This window comes from Paenibacillus sp. S02 (assembly GCF_019454065.1).
In the GTDB taxonomy this organism is placed as follows: domain Bacteria; phylum Bacillota; class Bacilli; order Paenibacillales; family Paenibacillaceae; genus Paenibacillus; species Paenibacillus polymyxa_B.
The window spans coordinates 4,881,640-4,903,373 of record NZ_CP073682.1 but is presented as its reverse complement, the minus strand read 5'-3'; the positions used below and the strand labels follow the sequence as shown (position 1 = coordinate 4,903,373).

Genomic DNA, 21,734 nt, shown 5'->3' with positions numbered 1-21,734 from the left:
AAGCGTTTGCTAAAATGAGTTTAGTGACGAAGCAACAAACGAAAAGATAAAAAAATAACCGGTTTGGGGGCGTTACTCATGTTAAAACGAAAGTTATGGATCGTCTGCATGTGCTTGATCGTTGGGCTTATGTCAGCCTGTAGTTCAAATGAGAGCAGCAGCAAACCAGTTGATTTGCAGGGTCACGAGCAAGTGACACTGACCTATGCCAGTTGGGGTAGCACCAATGAAAAGAAGGTTCAGCAGGAAATCGCTAAAAAATTTACAGAGAAATATCCGTGGATCAAAATCAACTATATGCATATCCCCGGAGATTACGTAACCAAATTAACGACGATGTTTGCTGCCAATCAGGCACCCGATGTATTTCCCATTTATAAAGCACAGGCTCTGCAATGGGCTGAACAAGGCAAACTATATAATTTAAATGAATTTTTGAAGGAGGATAAGGAGCTGACGAAGGAAAGTCTTATTCCTAATTCAGTCATCTATTGGGATAAGGACAAGGTGGCTGGGGTCAAGGTAACGGAGGAAGCTTTCGCGCTTTATTACAATAAAGATTTGTTTGATGAGGCTGGTGTTGCTTTGCCGCCAGTAAAGGCTGAGGAGGCTTGGACATGGGAGCAGTTTTTAGAGACAGCACAAAAGCTCACCATTGATAAAGCGGGAAATAATGCGCTCAGTCCCAATTTCGATTCAAGTAACATTAAACAGTATGGAGTTCGGTTTGATACATGGATGTGGCATTTGCTTGTGCCTTCCAATAACGCAAGTGTCATTTCAGACAAAGGGGACTCGCTTAATCTTGAGAGCCCTGATGTGATTGAAGCTGTTCAGAAAATGGCTGATCTGATCAACGTTTACCATGTGGCACCGTCGCCAACGCAGTCCAAAAATATACCTTCCCCGGCCGTAGCACTACAAAGTAAGCGTGTAGCGATGGATCTGGATGGACAGTGGGTTCAATTGGATCTTGGAGAATCGAAGGTGAATTTTGGTGTAGGCGTATTACCCAAGCTGAAGAGCAGCAAAACGATCCTGTTTGGCGAACCGGAAGTGATTTCTGCCAAAACCAAACATCCTAAAGAAGCATGGATGTTTTATAAATTCTTGCTGGATGCTGAAAGCGGACTTGACATGCATTCCAGCGGATTGTGGATGCCTGTCATGAAAAAGTGGTACACCGAACCAGACTTGATTAGCAAATGGGCCGATGTCAAACCAGGTCATGCCGATGGTTACCGTGATGCTGTCATGAACCAAACGCTGAATAACGGTGTCAATTCTTACGACTATTATCTGAAAAACTCGGAAAAAATCAATGCCATCATTAACCCGGCGCTAGATCAGGTATGGCTGGGCAAGAAAACGGTGGAGCAAGCATTTAAGGAGGTCTCCACAAAGGCCAACGCGGAATTTAAAGGGACGTATCCAAAAGAATAGGGTGAGTGTTTTGACAGAAAGAGAGGGATAGAATGCAATCATTATCTTCTATTCGTAAGAAGGAAAATTGGTTGGGGTGGCTTTTTGCCGCCCCTGCTATTCTCGGCTTTGTCATTTTTGTTCTGGGACCGATGATCGCTAGTCTCTGGTTCAGTCTTACCGATTACAAGGTTGCTTCACAGGCCCATTTTATCGGTCTGGATAATTACGTCCACTTATTTGACGGTACGGATCAATTTTTTTATAAATCACTCGGGGTTACGTTTTATTATGTGTTCCTGAGTGTGCCCCTGCAAATTATTGTAGCTTTCTTTTTGGCGATATTACTTAATCAAAAGGTAAAAGGTCTGGCTTTTTTCAGGACTGTTTTCTATCTCCCTACCATTGTGCCACTCATAGCATCGTCTATGATCTGGATGTGGCTGTTTGATCCGGATCTTGGCTTGCTAAATGTAGTGCTGCGTGCGCTGCATTTGCCTGAAAGTCAGTGGATCTATAGCGAAGGGTCGGTAGTTCCTACTCTGGTTTTAATGAGTTTGTGGACCGTTGGAGGAACCATGATTATTTTTCTGGCAGGCTTGCAAGATATACCTAGACATTATTATGAAGCCATTGAAATTGACGGTGGAAACGCTCTTCATAAGCTTATGTATATTACAATTCCATTGACATCTCCCACTATTTTTTTTAATACGATTATGGGCTTCATCGGTGGGTTTCAAGTGTTTGTTCAACCTTACGTCATGACTCAGGGTGGACCCAATAACTCCAGCTTGTTTTATACCTTTTATTTGTTCCGCGAGGCATTTACTTTTTCGAATATGGGTTATGCCTGTGCTATTGCTTGGGTGCTCTTTATTGTCGTTTTGGTATTCACTGCCTTTCTGTTCAAGACGGCCCGAAAATGGGTGTATTACGAAGGCGGGGGGGCATGAACATGAAAAAACGCGGTTGGAGTTGGAGCAGGGTTTTGCTCTACACAATTCTCATAGTAGGCTCACTGTTTTGTATGTTTCCTTTTTACTGGCTGGTGCGAAGCTCCATGATGGATTTAAGTCAGATTTTTTTGATCCCGCCGAAATGGATTCCAGAGCCTTTTGTATTCGAGAATTTTTTACAGCCGTTTGAAGAGTTATCCTTTGGGCGCTATTTTGTGAATACATTTATCGTCGTAGCGGGTACTTTGGCGGGTGTACTTCTGTCGAGTACCATTTCTGCCTATAGCTTTGCGCGAATGAGATGGAAGGGAAGAGATAAGGTATTTGCCTTGTTATTAAGCAGCATGATGCTGCCGTTTGCAGTCACGCTGATTCCGTCATTTATTGGTTGGCAGGCATTAGGCATGGTTAATTCGTACGTTCCATTGGTATTACCTTCTTTTTTTGGTGGAGGCGTTTTTAATATTTTTTTGCTAAGACAATTCTACATGACTCTACCGCGAGAACTGGATGAAGCTGTATTTGTGGATGGAGGCAATCATTTTACGATTTTCACCCGTATTATTTTGCCTTTGTCGAGGTCGGCGATTTTGGTCATTGGATTGTTTACGTTTTTGAATACATGGAATGATTTTATGGGGCCGCTGGTTTACCTTAATGATGAGAGCAAATTTACGTTGGCGATTGGGCTGCAGCAATTTCAGGGAATATATTCGGCTCAATGGGGCGTTTTGATGGCCGCTTCTTTAATTGTTGTCTTACCTGCTATTATACTGTTTGCCATAGGACAGAAGTATTTTATGGAAGGGATTGCCTTGACGGGGATTAAAGGATGAGGACAACTGCCAGGTACGCACTTTGCTTTTTTTGGAATTTAATATTAAAATGGAAGTAACTTTCGAAAAGGAGATGACGTGAATTGGCAGAGCAAGTGCGTATTGGCAAAACAGATCTATATGTAAAACCAATCGGTTTGGGTGCAAATAAGGTGGGAGGACATAATCTCTTTTCCGGTTTGAATGATGAAACGGGTAAAGAAGTTGTTCGCACGGCTTTGGACAACGGCATCAATTTTCTGGATACGGCTTTTATTTATGGACCTGAGCACTCGGAACGGTTGATTGGTGAGGTATTGAAAGAGCGTGGTCAGCGTGATAAAGCTGTGATTGCCACGAAGGGTGCACACAAATTTGTGAACGGAGAGGTCGTTTTTGACAACTCGCCTGCTTTTTTACGTGAATCCGTTGAATCCAGCCTGAAAAGATTACAGACCGATTATATCGATCTGTTTTATATCCATTTCCCGGACGAAGCTACGCCGAAGGCAGAAGCAGTCGGAGAATTGAAGAAGCTTAAGGACGAAGGCAAAATCAAGGCTATTGGCGTATCTAACTTTTCCATTGAACAACTTAAGGATGCGAATAGCGACGGTTATGTAGATGTGCTCCAATCCCAATATAATTTGTTTCAACGGGAAGCTGAGAAGGATCTGCTGCCTTATACCAATGAAAATGGCATTTCGTTTGTGCCTTATTTCCCGCTAGCTTCAGGATTGCTGGGTGGTAAGTATACGAAGGACATGACCTTCACAGACATCAGAGCAAAAAATCCATTGTTTCAGGGAGATGCATTTGCTCGTAATTTGGACAAAGTGGAGCAGGTACGGGAGATTGCCAATGCGTTGAATGCAGAGGTTGCTCATGTTGTACTCGCATGGTATTTGACCCGCGATTCGATTGATGCCCTCATTCCAGGGGCGAAGGGGCCGGAGCAGGTGCTGGCGAATCTGAAGACGCTAAATGTCCAATTGAGTCAGGCTGATATCGAAAAGATTGACCATATATTCAAATAATAAGTGCACCTGAAATTTGCAATTGTATATGTATTCCATCTAGAGAAGCTGCCGGACGGGCGGCTTCTTTTTCGTCCCTCCCTTGCATATCCTTGTAGGGTAAGTCCAACGCTGCGGGGGGATCGGATGATGAGAAGACCGCAATGGCACAGCGCGCCCAACAGAAGGCGACGCGGCAGACGTAGAGTATTTTTGATTGTGGCACTGGCGCTGCTGGTAGGGATCATACAGATGGCTGCTTATGTGGAGCAGCATTTGAAGCCGCCCATGATGCACCTGGCAAAAGTGCGGGTGAAACAAATGGCGACGGAGGCTATTAATTCAGCAATTACAGCACAGGTAGAACAGGGGAAGACGGCTGATAATTTGATCGAATGGAGAACGGATGCACAAGGAAGAACCTCTGGCTTTGTTCTGAATTATGCGGAGCATATGAGAATTACGTCAGACACGCTTAAAGCAGTCAAGGCAACGATGGACAGCATGAGCCATTTTGATGAGAGTGTTCCGATTGGTCAGGCATTGGGCAGTCCGCTGTTGGCAGCTTATGGACCAACGGTCCCCCTAAAGGTGGAGCCGCATGGAGCGATCAAGGTGGATTTAAATACGCGTCAACAGGATGCGGGCATAAACATGATCTTGGTTGAAGTGTATATTCGGATTACGACGGAAGTGTCTGTGGTTATACCGTTTGAGATGCAACCTCAGATTGTGGAGACGGAAATCCCAGTTTCTTATTTGCTGGTGGTGGGCAACGTTCCGATGTACTACTATGACAATCAGGGGAAACCAGTGGGTAAAAATGGTGCAGCTGCTCCGCAGTTGGCGCTGCCTCCCCATTCCATAGAGAGTAGCGGCGCTATAGATTCCAGCATAGAAAGTGTTCCAGAGGCACAGGAAGATCCAAACTCCTCCAGTCAGTCCCCAACGCCATAGAGCAGAGGGGGACTGACGTGAGACGCTCAGGAAAAACAAAAGGGGCCCTATGAGGAGGTCCCTTTTGTTTTTCCTGTTTTGAGCGCTTTGCGTTCGGACTGCTCCCACTGTCTTAATAACGGATACGGGTCAAAGGACCAATCTGCCCAGCCATTGTCCCGATATATACCATAGTGCAGATGCGGTGGAAACTTACCTTGGGTACCGGGTTTTCCATAGCCTGAGCTTCCGACCCAGCCAACCGTCTGACCGGGTGTAACGATGTCTCCGTTGTGGACGGTTTTGTCAAAGCCGGAAAGATGCGCATAGTAGTGATAGCGGTTGTTGAGATCTCGGATTCCGATTCGCCATCCTCCGAAGGGATTCCAGCCCTTCATTTCAACTACACCGTAGCAGGTACTGCGAACTGGAACTCCATAGCCAGCAAACAGATCAGTTCCTTCATGTATACGGTAACCGCCCCAGCTGCGACGGCTTCCCCATGTGCTGCGGTAGCTATAAATGCTGCCTAAAGGAAGAGGGAAGGCTTGATTGACCAGATCCAGCTTGCCATACGTCCGATACAGCTTGGCAAACTGCTGAACTCTTTGAACTGCGCGGCTGTTATGGTAATATTCCCAAACGGCAATACCAAATTCATCCTCGTTGTTTCCATACTTTCCGAGATAAGATGCGATGCTGAATAGCAGATCCTTGTCATTATTACGGTCAGCGATTCCATCACCCGAACCGTCTTGTCCCAGCCCGGAAAATAGTTCAATGGAACGCGCATTTTGATCCTCCGAATCAGGGTTCATCAGGCCGGACCAGACTGGTCCCGTGATGAAAATACCTATGATTCGTTCCGCATGCTTCCGATCCCTGGGATGGGCCACTGTAAGTGTGCGTTCATACTGGTCGATGGCGGCCAGCCTGTACCAAGGAACTCCAGTCAAGGCTTCGATGGAATGATATAGAGCCAGCCTGGACGTATACGACGAAGACTGAACATGTGAAGCATCTACATTTGCGGTCAGGCTGCTTCTGGCGGACGAGGACTGTAAGTGATTGGCAAAGGCATGGGCAGGAAGCGGACAGGCCGTTGTCAGTGTAGTAGCGCATAACAGCAGCGATAACAAACGAACAGCTCGGGCTGTCCGCGTAGGGTATGGCACGTGAACCGACCTCCTATAGAAGGGCTTAATCGCCCGGTAAATTCTAGGCCCCGTATTCAATAGCGTGAATAGGGCGCTTTTGTTTAGATTGAGCCATATCCGCCGCTTTTATCCATGTAAAGAGTTTACTTTTTCCGGCATCAATGTCATATCAAAAAGGGAACAATGAATGGAGGTTTTTCCATGGCTTTCATGTTATAATGTATGGCAATGACAGCTTAAGCTTATCAGAAAGAAGGTCTATGCCATTGTCTAGAAAAGTGAAGGAAGCTAAGCCCGACTGGATTCGTATTAAACTTACGACAGGCGATAACTATCAGGAAATCAAGAGCATGATGCGTTCCAAGACATTACATACCGTATGTGAGGAGGCACGATGTCCTAATATATATGAATGCTGGGCCAATAGGACAGCTACATTTATGATTTTGGGTGATACTTGTACGCGTGCGTGTCGTTTTTGCGCAGTAAATACGGGAATGCCTACGGAACTGGACTTGCAGGAGCCTGAACGCGTCGCTGAAGCGGCTGAAAACATGAATTTGAAGCACTGTGTCGTAACCAGTGTGGCTCGCGACGATTTGAAAGATGGGGGTGCTACTATATTTGCAGAAACGGTTCGTGCGATTCGCCGCCGGTTACCTTTTTGCAGTGTAGAAGTATTGATTCCCGATTTTATGGGCGATATTGAATCGCTGCGAATCGTCATGGATGCCAAACCAGATATTCTGAATCATAATATTGAAACGGTGGAGCGCATGTCCGACAAGGTTCGGGCTAAAGCGAAATACCGTCGCTCTCTGGAGCTGCTTCAACGTGCGAAGCAATTAAATCCGGCTATTCCAACGAAATCAAGCATCATGCTAGGTGTCGGGGAAGAGTGGGACGAGATCTTACAAACCATGGATGATCTGCGTAAAGTCGATTGTGACATTATGACAATTGGTCAATATTTGCAGCCGTCCGAGAAACATTTATATGTGCAAAAATATTATCCACCGGAAGATTTTGCGAAGTTAAAGGAAGAGGGATTACAGCGGGGATTCAGCCACGTTGAATCTGGACCGTTGGTCCGCAGCTCCTACCAAGCGCATGAGCAGGTGAAGTCAGCTGCTCAGCATAAGGAAGAAGGCGCCCTTTCGCAGGCTTGATCCGGGAAAGGCGGTCAGAATAGCTTGTTTCAAATCGGTGGTAAAAACTATGAATTGTTGCAGGATCACAAGAACGGGTGGAATCCCGAAGCGTTTCGTGATCGGTATAGTGAAGTGCTGGATCGCTATGATTACATTATTGGTGATTGGGGTTACAATCAGCTCCGTCTGAAGGGCTTTTATCGAGACGGTCATCCCAAAGCAAATAAGGATACATCTATAGTGGTACTAGACGATTACATTAATGAATACTGCAATTTTGGCTGTGCCTATTTTGTGTTGCAAAAAAGCCGTGAAGTGGTTAATAAAAACGGCGTTAATGATGAAATCATTGCTCCAGATATTCAGCAGTTGGTAGATGCTCAAAGGGAACAAGCGGGAACGCTAGAACCCGAAGAGCAGCAAGAAGTATTGCAACATACAGCTGGAGAACAGGAGTGGCCGCAACCAGAGCAGGATTCCACAGCTACGGAGGAATCGCGAGTGGAGCAGCCTCGAGAATCCCGGGAAACACGCGAGTTGCAACGTCGGGAACCGAAGGATGCCCAGGAAGTACGTGAGCGACAGCCGCGTGAAGCTCGCGAAAGTCGTCCATCCAGAGAAGGACGTGAAGGAAATCGGCAGCGTGAGCCACGTGAAGCAAAGGATGGACGCAATCTGGGTGAAGGGCAGCAAGCCCGGGAACCACGTAGACAGCGCAATCAGCAAGGGAGTTTCGATAAAAAGGAATCGCGTGGCCCACGCTATGAGCGTCAACCAAAGGAAAATCGGGAGGGACGGCAAGTTCGTGTCTCTCGTGAACCTGAGAGCCAGCGTCAGACCCAGCCAGCTGCTAAAGCCGAAAGAGCTGAGGGTAGTAAAAAGAATAAATCATTTACAGCTCCACAACAAAACGGTTCCTGAATTTTCAGGGGCCGTTTTGTTTATAAAAAAAGAGCCATAGTCGGCTCTTTTGCAGATGCTAATTAAGAAAAGCGTTGCGTACTCGATCCCAAAATGGGAAAGGACGGTAACGAGCGAAGCTGATCTTCTGACTTGCGACCTGACATCGAACAGAGATTAAGTCATCTACAGGAAAGTTGAGATGATCTACTGTCAATAAGAGACGCTGATCTTTCCGTGAAAAAATATCACAATGATGATGTTTTGGCAGTAGCAATGGCGATCCCAGTGTCCGATACACGCGGTTATTAATGGAAGCGATCTCAGTCAATTGCAATGCTTCAATGGTGGGGTGAACCATAGCTCCGCCAAGTGCTTTATTATATGCGGTCGTTCCTGAGGGGGTAGAAACACATATACCGTCACCGCGAAACATTTCAAAGGTGATATCATTAATATCTACTTGGGCAACGACAGTGCCATCCACCCCTTTTAACGTAAACTCATTCAAGGCAATAAAAGAAGCATTGCCTGACTTCTTGTGAATTTCCAACTCAATCAGTGGATACTTAACGATTCTCGGGTTAAGCGGTCCTTCAGATCCGCTTTGGCTCATCAGGTGGATTAGCTCCTCCAGCTCGTCCGCACGCCAATCAGCGTAAAAGCCTAGATGACCGGTATGTACACCAACAAAGGCAATATCCGGAATGCGGTCGATGAAGGTATGAAACGCATGAAGCATCGTACCATCGCCTCCAATAGACACGACGATTTCCGGCGATTCGGCATCCAGCTTGAAATTCTTTTCTTGGGCAAGACGGTGAAATTGCTGACTCAAGTCCATGGAGTGCTGATCCCCGCGATCCAGAACATAATATCTCAAGATGAAAAGCTCCTTTGTCATGGGTATATATCGATCATAATCAATTATGAGCAAGAACACAATCGTTCATTGCCTGTGTGTTCTTCTCAAACGTACATATAAGCGACTTGTACCCACACTCAACCATGAGAGACTAAGCATTCCAGCCAGTATAAAGGCAAGAAACAGCAGACTTTGCAACAACATGACGGACGAGAAGCCAGGAGACCACGCGATGTCGTATATCGGAGAAAAGACTGGAGAGCTTCCCTGTCCCATAAGAGGTCGCCATAACACGAGAGCTAGTAGTGCTGAGATAATGCCATGCGCAGCCCGGGCCAACAAAAATGGCAAATAACGAAGATCCGTCATATTTAAAATACTTGCAACCTGCGCATGAACCGACAGCCCGCCCCAGGAGAGAACAAAAGCGGCTGCGGCTACCTTGAATGGTAACGCCGCTGCCGTGGCTTTACCTGCGGCTTGCGCTCCTAAAGTGACTTCGAAAATACCACCCACAATGGACTCCGTTAACGTAGGAGGAAGACCACATGCAGTCAATAGGCTTGCCGTAAGCAGATGAAGCCCGCTCATTAAACCAGAGTTCGTCAAAGCTTCTAAAATGACGCAGAAGAATACAACTAGCCCTCCTACGACAATAATAAGGCGTAGGGAGGAAGTAATCGCCTGACGAAGTAACTCACCCAATGGGCGACCATCTTCCAAACGAGCTGTATGCATGGCATATAATGCTTGGCGTAGGGGTCCAGGCTGCCTATTGCGGCCTGCTACTTTTGTATTCTTGGACTTCGACCAGGCTTTTTGAGTAGGTTGAGGGCGGTCGTTGCGAGTATCTGTTTCTCCTGAACGGGAACCGTGGAAGCGCATAAGCAGCCCGATGATGAGCACGCCACCATAATGGGCCGCGCCCAGTACGAGTGCAATTTCTGGTTGATGGAAGAAGCCAACGGAAACCGCACCGATCAAAAATATCGGATCAGAGGAAGTGGTAAACGCGACCAAACGCTCTCCTTCAATGCGTGTGATCCATTTTTGCTCCCACAGCTTGGCTGTTAGTTTAGCTCCAATCGGGTAACCGGATGCACAGCTGACCGCAGCTACAAAACCCCCACAGCCAGGTACACGGAATAGAGGCTGCATCAGCGGATCCAACAGCGCACCTATGAAATGAACAATTCCGAAACCGAGGAGAAGCTCGGAAATAACGAAAAACGGGAATAAAGACGGAAACAGCACGTCCCACCAGATGGCAAGCCCCCGAAGCCCGGCATTCAGAGAAGATTGCGGGTATACAGCCATAAGTATAAATAGGAATAGCAGTGTAAGGATGAGCAGAGGAAGCGAGTAACGACGGTATAGCGACATAGAGGCCCCTCCTTTGGAGTTGTACTAATATACCTATGTCGGGGATGGACAAAGAGTACAAAAAAATCAAAGAAAACGGTTACACCTAATGCTGTATTTTTGTAAATAGTATGTTAAAATAGGAAAACAACGATCCATAACCTTAAGGATGGAGTGATCAGGATGAGTATCGTTGCCGGTCTGTTCGTATGTGCTTTTGTGTATGTTATTCGTGCCTCTCTCGTCCATCCCGGTGAAGAGGATTGGCGGAGTTATTAGTTGTATTTATAGAATGACGAAGCTGTGTGCAATGAAGCACACCCTCTTCATATGTTAAATTGATAAAATGACGCTTATTTTTAGCGTCATTTTTTGTTTTTTGTTATAATACGGGTGTATATTTATTACCATAGCACAGAAAGTTGGAGGAAAAGTGAATCCTAGCCTGAGCATTTATGACAACCTTGGGGGTGCGGAAGGTGTTCGTGCTATTATTGAGGCCTTCTACCCGAGAGTTTATAAAGATCCGTTGTTAAGTCCCCTGTTTCCTAAAGACATGGAACCGGTTAAGGAAAAGCAGTATATGTTCCTGAGTCAGTTTTTTGGAGGACCGTCCCTTTTTTCTGATGCATATGGTCATCCGATGTTACGTGCCAGACATATGAAGTTTCCCGTAACGGAGGAGCGAGCAGAGGCATGGTTGTCTTGTATGGCAGGTGCGTTAACGGATACGGGCATTGAGGAGCCGCTTCGTTCAATCATACTTAACCGTTTGTCTGGTCCTGCGCATCATTTTGTAAATACCCCGTAAGCTTTCGGGGATTGCCGAATTTTGGAGAGGGTTGTAAAAACATTGGAACTTGAACCGTTATATCAGATCAAAATCATTTGCCCACATTGCGAAGAAGAATTTCAGACATCCCGTGTCAGACCAAGCCTAAAGAAGGCCATTCGTACGGATTCAGATTTTTGTGCTTATTATAAGAATGAAAATCCGGATTTTTATGTCGTAAGGGTCTGTCCTCATTGTGGATTTACCTCGACAGAGCACTCTACCGTTCAGTTAAGCGAACAGCAAACCAAGATATTTAAGGATAAAATCGGTAATCGCTGGCAGTCTCGCGAATATGGCGGGCATCGTAGCTGGGAAGAGGCATTAGAAACGTATAAACTGGGTTTACTCTGTGCCCAGGTCATCGGAGAAAAGGAACGCGTAGTAGCTAGTCTATTACAGCATATCGCTTGGATGTACAGATACCAGGGAAATGAGGAGCAGGAGCTTCGATTTCTCAAATTTAGTCTGGATTCTTATGTGCGGGTCTACGAGCTGGAGGGTGTCGGGGCGAATAATGCCAAACTGCTTTATCTGATTGGTGAATTGCATCGACGTACAGGCAACTTTAACGAAGCGGTACGCTGGTTTTCGCGTGTCATTAATGACAAAAAGATTATGGATGCAGCCATGATCCGGGCTTCCCGTGAGCAGTGGTCTGTACTGCGAGAACAAATGCTGGCTAAAAATTACCAACTGCCGGAGGAAATGCAAGACGCAAGCTCCTCCTGAAGAAATAAAGGTGTGCACTATGGCCGATTTAGGCTCATGGTTCACACCTTGTTTGTAAAACGGGTTATCTTATCTTACAACTGCTTCATGAATTAATGATGACGCAATGTGGTATCTGACAGCAAATAATCGTCATCACAATCCACTAAAGTAACCTTGTTATGGCAGCATGGAAACACAAGCAGCTTTTTCATACCTTCGTGTATGAGCTTAAGTTCTTTTGGCTTCAGGGGCAGCAAAACATTATCATGGTCGCAAAACGGACAAGACTGTACATAAACGTCTCCCATGACGATGTCATAAGGCCAGGTTTTATGAAAAGGGATCATGATTTGTCCGATTCTCCGCCGTTCGGGTCAGCGGTTTCTTCTTTAGCCAGTTCGGCCAGCTTTTGCATCAAAATGTGCTGGGGTGTATGCATAAGGTGTTCCAGCGGAATGCCGAGCTTTTCGGATAATTTCACAGCCGTTTCCGGCGAAATTTGTAAGGGTCTCATCCTGTTTTCCTCCCAATTGTAGTGATTTACTATCACGATGTAGCTTTATTGTATATGAAACCACATGAATTCGCCAAAAAAGAAAGGTGGAACTATTATGAAAACACCGTTAAAGCAAACATGGGATCTGGAATCTATTTTTAGCGGAGGATCTTCCTCTGCCTCATTTCTTGCATTTTTGGAAGAAATGGAAAGCAAGGTCCAACAACTGCAAGCTCAGCTTAAAGCAGCCAAAGTACCACAAACGGTATTGGATACCGAGCGTCTGGATAGTGTACTGAATAGCATACAGGAGCTGTTTAATGGCGCGTCGCAGGCGGGTTCCTTTGTCTCTTGTCTAACTGCTCAAAACCAGCACGACAAGCTGGCTGTTCAACTGGGGGCGCGTGTCAATACACTGTATGCCCAAGGGAAAAGTGCTTTAGTATCTTTCCAGAACTTGCTGGCACAAACCAGTGAAGACATTTGGCAGAAATGGATGGAGCGCGAAGCTATCCAGCCGATTTCTTTTGTCTTGACCGAATATCGGAACGAAGCACGTGAAAAAATGGCTCCTGAGATGGAAAGCCTTGCATTGGATCTGGCAGTGGATGGCTACCATGGCTGGGGCGACTTTTATGATACCATTGTCAAAAATATGACGATCCCTGTGCCAGAAAATGGCAAGATCGTAAACCTGTCTGTAGGTCAGGCAGCTAATAAACTGGATGAAGCAGATCGCAGCGTACGTAAAGACGTGTTTGCACGTTGGGAAGAGGCATGGACTCAGGTAGAGGACTATTGCGCGGATACATTGAATCATTTGGCAGGCTTCCGTCTGAAGCTATATGAAAAACGAGGCTGGACAGATGTGCTTAAGGAACCGCTGGAAATCAGCCGTATGTCTGCACAAACGCTGGATACGATGTGGCAGGTTATTAATGAAACAAAGCCTATTGTAGTCAAATACTTGGAGCGGAAAGCAAAGCTGCTGGGCTTAGAGAAGCTGTCCTGGCATGACGTTGAAGCTCCGCTGGGGACGTCAACCACTAAAATCCCTTACGACGATGCTGCTGTAACGATTGTTGAGCAATTTGGTAAATTTAGCTCGAGAATGGCTGACTTTGCCCAAATGGCTTTTGAGAAAAGCTGGATTGAAGCAGAAGATCGTCCAGGCAAACGTCCGGGTGGTTTCTGTACATCTCTGCGTCTGAGCAAAGAGACCCGTATTTTTATGACCTATGCCGGATCACCATCCAATGTTTCGACACTGGCCCATGAGCTCGGACACGGTTATCATCAGCATGTGATGAATGAATTGCATCCATTGAATCAGAATTATGCCATGAACGTGGCTGAGACGGCATCGACGCTGGCAGAACTTATTGTATCAGATGCTTTGCTGGAAGCTGCCGAGGGTCAGGACAAGGTAGCTTTACTGGAAGATAAAATTCAGCGTGGTGTAGCCTTCTTTATGAACATTCATGCCCGTTTCCTGTTTGAAACCCGTTTTTACGAGCTGCGGAAAAAAGGAGTCGTAGGAGCACAACAATTAAGCGAGTTGATGGAACAAGCGCAGCGTGAAGCGTTTAGCGGTATTCTGGATGAGGCTCATCCTCATTTTTGGGCATCCAAGCTGCATTTCTATATTACGAACACTCCTTTCTACAACTTCCCGTACACATTCGGGTATATGTTCAGTGCAGGAATTTACGCTTTTGCGAAGGAAAATCCTGACGGCTTCGCCGACCAATATGATGCTTTGCTGCGTGATACAGGTCGCATGACAGTCGAAGAATTGGCTTCCAAGCACTTAGGTACCGATTTAACACAGGCTGACTTCTGGCGTAATGCTGCGCAAGTTACTGTTCAGGATATTGAGCAATTTTTACAAATGACAAAATAACAGTTTTACACTTTTGAAAGGTCTCCCATAAGGGAGGCCTTTTTTGTGATTTTTGCAGAAGATGATGAACAAAGTCGCAAAATGTCGAAGTGTAATTAACATTACCTGTTGGCGAAATTTAAAATGATGGATATACTTAGAAAATAGTTATAAATACCCAATTATGTTGGTTTTGATTGTAAGGTTAAAAATCTTCGCATATAATTGAGCCATAAGACCTATTAAATATTTTTATATAAGGTATATAGGAGGGTTTTTTGTAATGGATGAAGTAGGTCAATTGTCTTTAGTGAGGCAGATGGATATCGTTTTAAAAGAACTGGATAATGAACTGGCGGGTTTGTCGTCAGGCATCGTATTTGTACAAATACGTAACAACGTAGTTGGGAAATTTGGGATTCGGCATAATCCGCTTGCAGGCAAAGGTGGTACATTTGCAGCAGTAGAACCGGGGTTATCAGCAAAGCATAGGGAGGATTTTCGACGTATGGCCCTGGAAACGCTAAATCACAAGCGTAGCTGGACTCATGGTGAGATTGCTTTTGATTTTGCCATCAGACAAGGAACGATTTTGGTAGATGCAACACTGGAGTCCAACTACAACATGGCGAATCTCATGATCCGCTATAACAAGCCTACATATCGAGCGGCTAATTCGGAATAATCATTTATAAAAAAGAGTAAAGAAAAGGCGGGCTTCCTAGGGAAGACCGCCTTTGTTATATGCCCGTTATAACGCATTTTGGTAAATTACGATGAACGGAATGCTCATGTGGAATAATGACGCTTATTGACCTGAACGACCTGATAATTGCTGTTCGGCCAGCTGTACCAAGCGTTTAGTGATATAGCCTCCCAGAGAACCAGCTTCACGGGATGGCATGTCACCGTAGTAACCATCTGCCGGAATGGTGATGCCCAGCTCTTGTGCAGCTTCATATTTCAATTGTTGCAACGCGTTGTTGGCTTGAGGAACAACTAGGTTGTTACTGCGACGGCTTCTGCCTTGATTAGCTTCATTCATGTGTAGTCACCTCCTTCGGCTGTGATGAGGTTAGTATGCGACAGAGTTATGAAAATATGCGCCGAAGGAAGAAAAGTGACTAGAGGAAAATTACGGATATATGATATGAATCTGAGTTTTGAGGTCGATGGATTGCTGAGGCTCCAGACGGATCAGTCCGCCTCCCTCAACAGGATCAGGCAAATTGGGAGCATCCGACAGCCATGTATATGGCTCAATGCAAAGATACTGATCGCATTCACCTTTGGTATATAACACCCAATACTTAAAGTATTGCTCATCTGCTGTGTAGCGGATTTGATAACCGTCGTCACGAGTCAAAAGAGCTTCAGCAGGGCCTTCCGTTGCCCGCAGCAGCGTATCTAGATTTGTTCCTTTCAGAGAAAGACCCGAAGAGAGCTGTTCCAAGTCATTCAACGAAGTAATGATACCTGTAGGTAGCTGTTCAGTATCCTGCTCATATACGCCGTTCACAGGCAGCTTTAGGCGCCAGCGCTCAGGTTCTCCGTCCACCATAAACCAAGTGTGATATCCCAAGCCAAATGGGGCTGCTTTTTCACCTAAATTGGTTACGCGCAGCGTTTGACTTAATACAGCACCCTGCAAGCGATACGTCATCTCCAGACGCAAGGGAATGGGGAACTGTTCCATCCAGTGCGGATCACTTTCTGTCAAAAGCTCAGTAGTAACACTGCAACCTTCTTCATCCTCTTCAATATCACTGCAGCGCCAGGACTGATTACGATGCAGACCGTGTATATGATTGTCATTGGCAGTATTTCGGTCGAACTGATAAGGAACACCGTCAAACTCAAATTGTCCTTTGCGAATTCGGCCTGGAGGAATCAAAATGGGCAAGCCAAAATGATAAGGCTTTTGTAAATAGAAAGCCAATTCTTCCTCACCAGGCCGACGTACGATATCCCGGTCGAGCTTCAGATCATGCACTGAGATAATATTATTCCCGAGGCGAGGGATCATCGTAACTTCCAGTTCACCACTATGTAAAACATACGTGTCGTAACCGTTCCAGTGTTCTTTGGTCACTTGTTTCATATCCATGCTCCTTTGTCCACTATAATCGGTTGAAGCTTCGTGTCATTATGATAACAGATTTTTGATCGTAGGGCACAATCGTCATTTGACAATAACATTATGCGGAATTATCATTAATGTAGTTTAGAAAGTAATGACATGGATAACACGATGATGAGGACAAGTAAGCTCTCGCATAAGCTCTTCAGAAAGCCGGTGGTGGATGGGAACCGGTGAGCCTGCACTGCTGAATGGACCTTGGAGTGCCGCACAGAACAGGATTTTACTGTCCTCAGTATGACGGCCGATTGCTCCCCGTTAACGGAGCTTTAAGATTGCAGGCAGCCACGGAGCATAGCTCCGACAAGTAATAGGCTGACGGCAATGAATAAGGGTGGTACCACGGTCTCGCGTCCCTTGAGGATGCGGGGCCTTTTTGCGTTCTAATTTTGAAATAAACGGAGGAGGAAGAATATGAAAACTGTACTTTCAGGTATTCAGCCTAGCGGACAACTTACTTTGGGCAATTACATTGGTGCAATGAAAAACTTTGTCAAATTGCAAGAGGATCATCAATGTTACTTTATGGTCGTAGACCTTCATGCAATTACCGTACCGCAGGAACCGGCCCAATTACGTGAGCAGTCGGAGGCGGTAGCGGCATTATTTATCGCAGCAGGTATTAACCCGGAGAAATCCAATGTCTTTTTACAATCCCATGTTCCTCAGCACGCTGAGCTGGGATGGTTGATGACAACACTGACGAATATGGGCGAATTGGAACGTATGACTCAGTTTAAGGACAAAGCGGCAGGCAAGGACTCCGTAGGAGCAGGGCTGTTCGTATATCCATCGTTGATGGCAGCTGACATTTTGCTCTACAACGCGGATCTCGTCCCGGTAGGCGACGATCAGAAACAGCATTTGGAGCTGACACGCGATTTGGCGGGTCGCTTTAATCACCGTTATGGAGATTATTTTACTGTTCCCGAACCGTATATCCCTGAAGTAGGGGCGAGAATTATGTCCCTGGATGATGTATCTAAAAAAATGAGTAAGAGCAATCCGAATGCAGGCAGCTTTATTGCCCTGCTGGACGAACCGAAAGTCATACGCAAGAAAATTAGCCGCGCTACGACCGATTCTGGCAGTGAGGTTAGATATGATCCAGCCAATAAACCGGAAATTAGTAATCTGATGGGCATCTACAGCCAGTGTTCCGGTTTGTCGCTCCAAGAAGTACAGGATCGCTATGAAGGTCAAATGTACGGAACATTTAAAAAAGAACTGGCAGAGACCGTTGTAGCTATGCTTGAACCGATTCAGCAGCGCTATCGCGATATCCGGGAATCTGGTGAGATTGGACGTATTTTGGCCCAATCCGCAGAGCGCGCACAAGAAGCGGCTGAAGTCACGTTGTCTGCGGTCAAAGAGCGCATGGGCTTTCTGCCACGTCTACGCTAAAGCATATTGAGCCGAAACGGATTAGGCCTTTTATAGGATTGGCTTAGGAGCGGCGTTGTCGGGCTTTGACCACGAAACCCCAGCCGATATTGCCGACAGATAATAGCCCCAATAGAATGGCAAGCCATGCGGAATAACTGATGGATATAGCGGCTGCGGTCAGCAGGACAATGGATGAAACGGCGAACCATAGGGACAAACCTTTGCTCATTGGTAAAAACCTCCAGCGTTCGAATGTTGAATTTCAGGAATAAGTAGTTGTAAGCGAGCCATAATAATCTTGCAAGCTTGCAATGAACCTCACTCACAAAGAACTGAAAGGAGATTCAAATATGAGCAGACGTCGTTCAAACAACCTGCAAGTACCGCAGGCCAACGCCGCTTTACAACAATTAAAATATGAGGCAGCTCAAGAACTTGGCATCACTATCCCTCAGGACGGTTACTTCGGTAATGTTGTTTCCCGCGAAACAGGTTCGCTTGGGGGATATATCACGAAAAAGCTGGTCCAACAAGCAGAACAATCCTTGTCGGGCAGCAGCCGTTTGCAGTAATACACATAAACACTCCATCTTGGAAGCTGTATTATGAGCAACTGTGATGAAGAAAATCCGGAGCGATCATGCTCCGGATTTTTTTACGCATGGCTTATGACCATTGTGAATCACGCAAGTCCGCTTCGTCAAGAGGGCGCTTTCATGAGATCTGATTTTCTGCGGGAGTGACCAAAAAAAAAGCAAGCTCCCAGATTAAGGGGAACTTGCTGTCTGTTGTTCATACGGCTTGTTGTTAGCTTGTAAGCAGATTTTAATTCGTATGCAGGGAAAGGCGTTTTTGCATCTTTTCGTCACTGAGCCATCCAATATAGCTGTTAATCAGTCCGAACTGCTTATCCATCGCGACCACAGCCACGAATGGATATTGTCTCCGGTGTCGATACCTTACGTCTCCCCATCGCACAATGTAGCCCCATTCCAGTTCCTCCACCTCGGCAACGGCAAAGGAGGAAAAATAGCGAAATGCCTGCACATCGCGATAGGATTTGGATGCTTCTACGGCAGGATGTGTGGATGGAATCGCATGTTTGGTCCAAAATAAGTGTTTGCCATTTAATCCGCCAATGTCATAACTTCCATTCTGATGAGCTTTTACCACATGCCACCGGTTCCATGATACGGTGGGAATGATATAATAGATGTCGCCTTCCTGACGCTCGTTGTCCATATCACGTACCGCTTTTCTGGTTATAAAATGACTCCAGGTTCGCCAAATGTAATATAGGCCAATAATAATGTACAGCGTAATAAATAAGGGAGCGGGTGGAATCAATCCGGTGACCCACAGCATAATCGCAGCAACATGGGTGCCAAAAATAAAGGGATCGAAAATATGGATGATATTCCAAGATATCCACTTGTTTGTAAACGGCCGGAATGCCTGTGTTCCGTACGTATTAAATAAATCTGTGAATACATGCAGGCAGACGGCAATCGTTACCCATAATGCTACATGACCTGGGGGCACATCTCTGAAGATCAGGCAAATCAGTCCTGTTATGGACAAGATCCATATCAACCAGAAGGGAATTGAATGCGACAGTCCACGGTGATTGCGAATATAGGCTGCATTATTTTTCAACCGAAGCAAAGTGTCAAAATCCGGAGCTTGTGACGCTACGACTGTAGCGAGCAGTACGACTGCGGCCAACTTTGGATCTCCGGCGACGACAGGATCAGTGTAGGCCAGCCCGGCCAATCCGATTCCCATGACAAAGTGTGTGGCTGTATCCATATCTGTCGCTCCTTTTGTATTGTTTCCTGTACTTATTACTACCCAAATTTACTGTAAACGATCAGCAGGGGCGATTTGCCATCGGAATTGTGAACGTTTTGTGCGTTTTCTGTCAAACTTTTCGGGGTAGGTATATGATAAAATTTATATCGGAGTTCAACTTACTCCCGAATTCATACATCTCTAAGGGGGAGTTACTCACAATGGATAATATTAGTTATAAGACTTCTTCGGATGCGGCTACTTATTCTGTAAAATCTAAACCACCCGGTAAGGCGGGCACTTGGAAAGATTTTATTACAGTTACCAAGCCAGGCATCCTTCGTACCAATCTGGTTGCAGCCTTTGGTGGTTTTTGGTTAGCATCGCAATGGGACGTTGACTATATAAAGCTAATTCTTACACTTTTAGGTACAATGCTGGTTATGGCGTCTTCTTGTGTTTTTAACAACTATTTTGACCGTGAGCTGGATTTGAAAATGGAACGTACACGTAATCGCTCACTGCCAACAGGGCGTCTGACCCCTACAACGGTGTTGTCATACGCTATTATTTTGGGTGTTGTCGGGTTAGCTGTTCTATTCTTCTTCTCTGGTGTAAAGGCAGGATTACTGGGATTACTTGGTATGTTCGTCTACGTCGGTATTTATACACTTTGGTTAAAACGTTCGTCTACATGGAGCACATCCATCGGCGGTATTTCTGGTGCAATGCCTCCTGTGATTGGTTATGTGGCCGCTTCGGGGCGTATTGATATGGGCGCTTGGCTCTTATTTGCTCTCCTATTCTTATGGCAGCCTCCTCACTTTTGGGCACTTGCTATTCGCAGAGTCGAGGAATATCGCGCAGCAGGATTTCCGTTGTTGCCAGTCGTAAAAGGTATCCATCGGACCAAAATTCAGATGATTCCTTATATTGTATTGCTGATTCCGGTACCCATCCTTATGTATGCTTATGGATATGCCGGTATGATTTTTATGATCGTGTCCGTGTTACTGTCCGTGCTGTGGGCATTCTATGCCTTTAAAGGTTTTACGATTAAGGAAGAAGAAACGGATTCCTGGGCAAAAAAAGTATTTTTCTTTTCCATTAATCATCTGACACTCAGCTTCTTGCTGATGATCGTCGATACGGTTCATAAGTTCTAATGTCATTTTAGAGGCTTTTTATAGTGCACCATATAGCTGTCCAACAGGCATGAAAGCGGCCTGAGGACAGCTTTTTGTTATTTTAAAGACTAAAGAACAGGTGGAGGGTATATAATGTATTCTTCCAATCCTGCTTTTTCCAATTGAGCGATCACATATTCGTCTGGAGTGCCTTCTACGCCAGCGTATCCTTTGCGGGTATACATATGGTAGGCATCCGGAAAAGAGTCTGCAAGCACACCCCTTATTTTTTTCCCTGAGCTGTCATTGTCCATAAATAAATATATTTCGTCGTGCTTGGCCCGCTTGTGGAGGGATTCCAGTTTTAAAGAGTTTAGTGTGCCGAAGGTGCATAAAATGTGGACCTCCGGGTCAAGTAATCGGCGAAGTTTGATGCGGTCATTTTTCCCTTCGACGATCACGGTTATCGCCATGTAAGCTCACCCCTTGTTTGATACATATGCTCGAAATTCCCCGGGAAATGAAGAATATGTGTATAGTGTAGCTCCAAATAGGGTTCTCATGCAAAAAATAACAAAACAGCCTGCCAGAAGTGGCAGGCATGGGCACAAGGGGCAACATGTTAGGGCGATTCAGACATTAAATCCAGCAAGTACGGAGAATGATGACGAGCAGAATATAAAGAACAAGAATGGTGCCAGTTGAAGTTCCAATAGGGCAAGGATGACAGTGGCTCACAGGCTGCACCTCCCTTTGTTAGTGAATGTTCAGTCAAAATAGTCT

General features: G+C 45.6%; 24 protein-coding genes. 14 read left to right on the top strand and 10 right to left on the bottom strand.

Going from position 1 to position 21,734, the window contains the following annotated elements; genetic code table 11:
• Positions 1 to 78 precede the first annotated feature (78 nt).
• The 5 genes from KAI36_RS21820 (at position 79) to yunB (ending at position 5,169) form a co-directional block, all read left to right on the top strand.
• Positions 79 to 1,443, top strand: coding sequence for an ABC transporter substrate-binding protein (locus tag KAI36_RS21820; RefSeq protein ID WP_220026002.1), 1,365 nt, complete (start codon positions 79 to 81; stop codon positions 1,441 to 1,443).
• Positions 1,444 to 1,475: 32 nt separating this feature from the next.
• Positions 1,476 to 2,378 (top strand): carbohydrate ABC transporter permease, encoded by a 903-nt coding sequence (locus KAI36_RS21815; protein WP_023990216.1) that lies wholly within the window; start codon positions 1,476 to 1,478, stop codon positions 2,376 to 2,378.
• Between the two features lie 2 nt (positions 2,379 to 2,380).
• Complete coding sequence (locus KAI36_RS21810) at positions 2,381 to 3,217, top strand: carbohydrate ABC transporter permease (protein ID WP_025723614.1); 837 nt, start codon at positions 2,381 to 2,383, stop codon at positions 3,215 to 3,217.
• A gap of 83 nt (positions 3,218 to 3,300) precedes the next feature.
• Positions 3,301 to 4,233, top strand: coding sequence for an aldo/keto reductase (locus KAI36_RS21805; protein ID WP_220026001.1), 933 nt, complete (start codon positions 3,301 to 3,303; stop codon positions 4,231 to 4,233).
• Between the two features lie 126 nt (positions 4,234 to 4,359).
• Positions 4,360 to 5,169, top strand: a complete 810-nt coding sequence (gene yunB / locus KAI36_RS21800; RefSeq protein WP_220026000.1) for a sporulation protein YunB — start codon at positions 4,360 to 4,362, stop codon at positions 5,167 to 5,169.
• 47 nt (positions 5,170 to 5,216) lie between these two features.
• On the opposite strand, the gene KAI36_RS21795 is transcribed toward yunB, so the two are convergent.
• Positions 5,217 to 6,323, bottom strand: coding sequence for a M23 family metallopeptidase (locus KAI36_RS21795; protein ID WP_220025999.1), 1,107 nt, complete (start codon positions 6,321 to 6,323; stop codon positions 5,217 to 5,219).
• 248 nt (positions 6,324 to 6,571) lie between these two features.
• On the opposite strand from KAI36_RS21795, the gene lipA reads away from it, so the two are divergent.
• Together lipA and KAI36_RS21785 are read left to right on the top strand one after the other, a co-directional pair.
• Positions 6,572 to 7,474 (top strand): lipoyl synthase, encoded by a 903-nt coding sequence (gene lipA, locus KAI36_RS21790; RefSeq protein WP_023990211.1) that lies wholly within the window; start codon positions 6,572 to 6,574, stop codon positions 7,472 to 7,474.
• Positions 7,475 to 7,498: 24 nt separating this feature from the next.
• Positions 7,499 to 8,377: a YutD family protein gene (locus KAI36_RS21785; protein WP_220025998.1), complete on the top strand. Its 879-nt coding sequence runs from the start codon at positions 7,499 to 7,501 to the stop codon at positions 8,375 to 8,377.
• A gap of 58 nt (positions 8,378 to 8,435) precedes the next feature.
• Here the strand turns inward: KAI36_RS21785 and KAI36_RS21780 are convergent, their stop codons facing one another.
• The gene (locus KAI36_RS21780; RefSeq protein WP_013372943.1) at positions 8,436 to 9,239 is read right to left on the bottom strand and encodes an NAD kinase; all 804 of its coding nucleotides are present in this window, start codon (positions 9,237 to 9,239) and stop codon (positions 8,436 to 8,438) included.
• A 66-nt stretch (positions 9,240 to 9,305) separates the two neighbouring features.
• Entirely contained in the window at positions 9,306 to 10,604 is a 1,299-nt protein-coding gene (gene ylbJ / locus KAI36_RS21775; RefSeq protein WP_220025997.1) for a sporulation integral membrane protein YlbJ, read from the bottom strand.
• Between the two features lie 412 nt (positions 10,605 to 11,016).
• Here ylbJ and KAI36_RS21770 point away from each other — a divergent pair, with 412 nt between their 5' ends.
• Together KAI36_RS21770 and KAI36_RS21765 are read left to right on the top strand one after the other, a co-directional pair.
• Positions 11,017 to 11,394 carry a globin domain-containing protein gene (locus KAI36_RS21770; RefSeq protein WP_023990208.1) on the top strand — a complete coding sequence of 126 codons (378 nt, stop codon included), beginning with the start codon at positions 11,017 to 11,019 and terminating at the stop codon, positions 11,392 to 11,394.
• 42 nt (positions 11,395 to 11,436) lie between these two features.
• The gene (locus KAI36_RS21765) at positions 11,437 to 12,147 is read left to right on the top strand and encodes a DUF2225 domain-containing protein (protein ID WP_023990207.1); all 711 of its coding nucleotides are present in this window, start codon (positions 11,437 to 11,439) and stop codon (positions 12,145 to 12,147) included.
• A 92-nt stretch (positions 12,148 to 12,239) separates the two neighbouring features.
• On the opposite strand, the gene KAI36_RS21760 is transcribed toward KAI36_RS21765, so the two are convergent.
• Both KAI36_RS21760 and KAI36_RS21755 read right to left on the bottom strand, forming a co-directional pair.
• Complete coding sequence (locus KAI36_RS21760; RefSeq protein ID WP_023990206.1) at positions 12,240 to 12,476, bottom strand: hypothetical protein; 237 nt, start codon at positions 12,474 to 12,476, stop codon at positions 12,240 to 12,242.
• Entirely contained in the window at positions 12,473 to 12,643 is a 171-nt protein-coding gene (locus KAI36_RS21755; protein ID WP_014277894.1) for a YycC family protein, read from the bottom strand. Before KAI36_RS21755 ends, KAI36_RS21760 begins: the two co-directional genes overlap by 4 nt.
• A 97-nt stretch (positions 12,644 to 12,740) precedes the next feature.
• Here KAI36_RS21755 and KAI36_RS21750 point away from each other — a divergent pair, with 97 nt between their 5' ends.
• Positions 12,741 to 14,528, top strand: a complete 1,788-nt coding sequence (locus tag KAI36_RS21750; protein ID WP_220025996.1) for a M3 family oligoendopeptidase — start codon at positions 12,741 to 12,743, stop codon at positions 14,526 to 14,528.
• A gap of 262 nt (positions 14,529 to 14,790) precedes the next feature.
• Complete coding sequence (locus KAI36_RS21745) at positions 14,791 to 15,192, top strand: O-methyltransferase (RefSeq protein WP_220025995.1); 402 nt, start codon at positions 14,791 to 14,793, stop codon at positions 15,190 to 15,192.
• A gap of 123 nt (positions 15,193 to 15,315) precedes the next feature.
• On the opposite strand, the gene KAI36_RS21740 is transcribed toward KAI36_RS21745, so the two are convergent.
• Together KAI36_RS21740 and KAI36_RS21735 are read right to left on the bottom strand one after the other, a co-directional pair.
• Positions 15,316 to 15,552, bottom strand: a complete 237-nt coding sequence (locus tag KAI36_RS21740; RefSeq protein WP_013311861.1) for an alpha/beta-type small acid-soluble spore protein — start codon at positions 15,550 to 15,552, stop codon at positions 15,316 to 15,318.
• 90 nt (positions 15,553 to 15,642) lie between these two features.
• Entirely contained in the window at positions 15,643 to 16,608 is a 966-nt protein-coding gene (locus KAI36_RS21735; protein WP_220025994.1) for an aldose 1-epimerase, read from the bottom strand.
• 453 nt (positions 16,609 to 17,061) lie between these two features.
• On the opposite strand from KAI36_RS21735, the gene trpS reads away from it, so the two are divergent.
• Entirely contained in the window at positions 17,062 to 18,051 is a 990-nt protein-coding gene (gene trpS, locus KAI36_RS21730) for a tryptophan--tRNA ligase (protein WP_023990202.1), read from the top strand.
• 43 nt (positions 18,052 to 18,094) lie between these two features.
• Here the strand turns inward: trpS and KAI36_RS21725 are convergent, their stop codons facing one another.
• Positions 18,095 to 18,262, bottom strand: a complete 168-nt coding sequence (locus tag KAI36_RS21725; protein ID WP_007431986.1) for a hypothetical protein — start codon at positions 18,260 to 18,262, stop codon at positions 18,095 to 18,097.
• 121 nt (positions 18,263 to 18,383) lie between these two features.
• Between KAI36_RS21725 and KAI36_RS21720 the strand changes: the two genes are divergently transcribed.
• Positions 18,384 to 18,605, top strand: coding sequence for an alpha/beta-type small acid-soluble spore protein (locus KAI36_RS21720; protein ID WP_013311857.1), 222 nt, complete (start codon positions 18,384 to 18,386; stop codon positions 18,603 to 18,605).
• A gap of 253 nt (positions 18,606 to 18,858) precedes the next feature.
• Here the strand turns inward: KAI36_RS21720 and KAI36_RS21715 are convergent, their stop codons facing one another.
• Positions 18,859 to 19,842, bottom strand: coding sequence for a metal-dependent hydrolase (locus KAI36_RS21715; protein WP_220025993.1), 984 nt, complete (start codon positions 19,840 to 19,842; stop codon positions 18,859 to 18,861).
• A gap of 203 nt (positions 19,843 to 20,045) precedes the next feature.
• On the opposite strand from KAI36_RS21715, the gene cyoE reads away from it, so the two are divergent.
• Complete coding sequence (gene cyoE / locus KAI36_RS21710; protein WP_013311855.1) at positions 20,046 to 20,990, top strand: heme o synthase; 945 nt, start codon at positions 20,046 to 20,048, stop codon at positions 20,988 to 20,990.
• Positions 20,991 to 21,079: 89 nt separating this feature from the next.
• On the opposite strand, the gene KAI36_RS21705 is transcribed toward cyoE, so the two are convergent.
• Entirely contained in the window at positions 21,080 to 21,424 is a 345-nt protein-coding gene (locus tag KAI36_RS21705) for a toprim domain-containing protein (protein WP_220025992.1), read from the bottom strand.
• Positions 21,425 to 21,734: the final 310 nt, after the last annotated feature.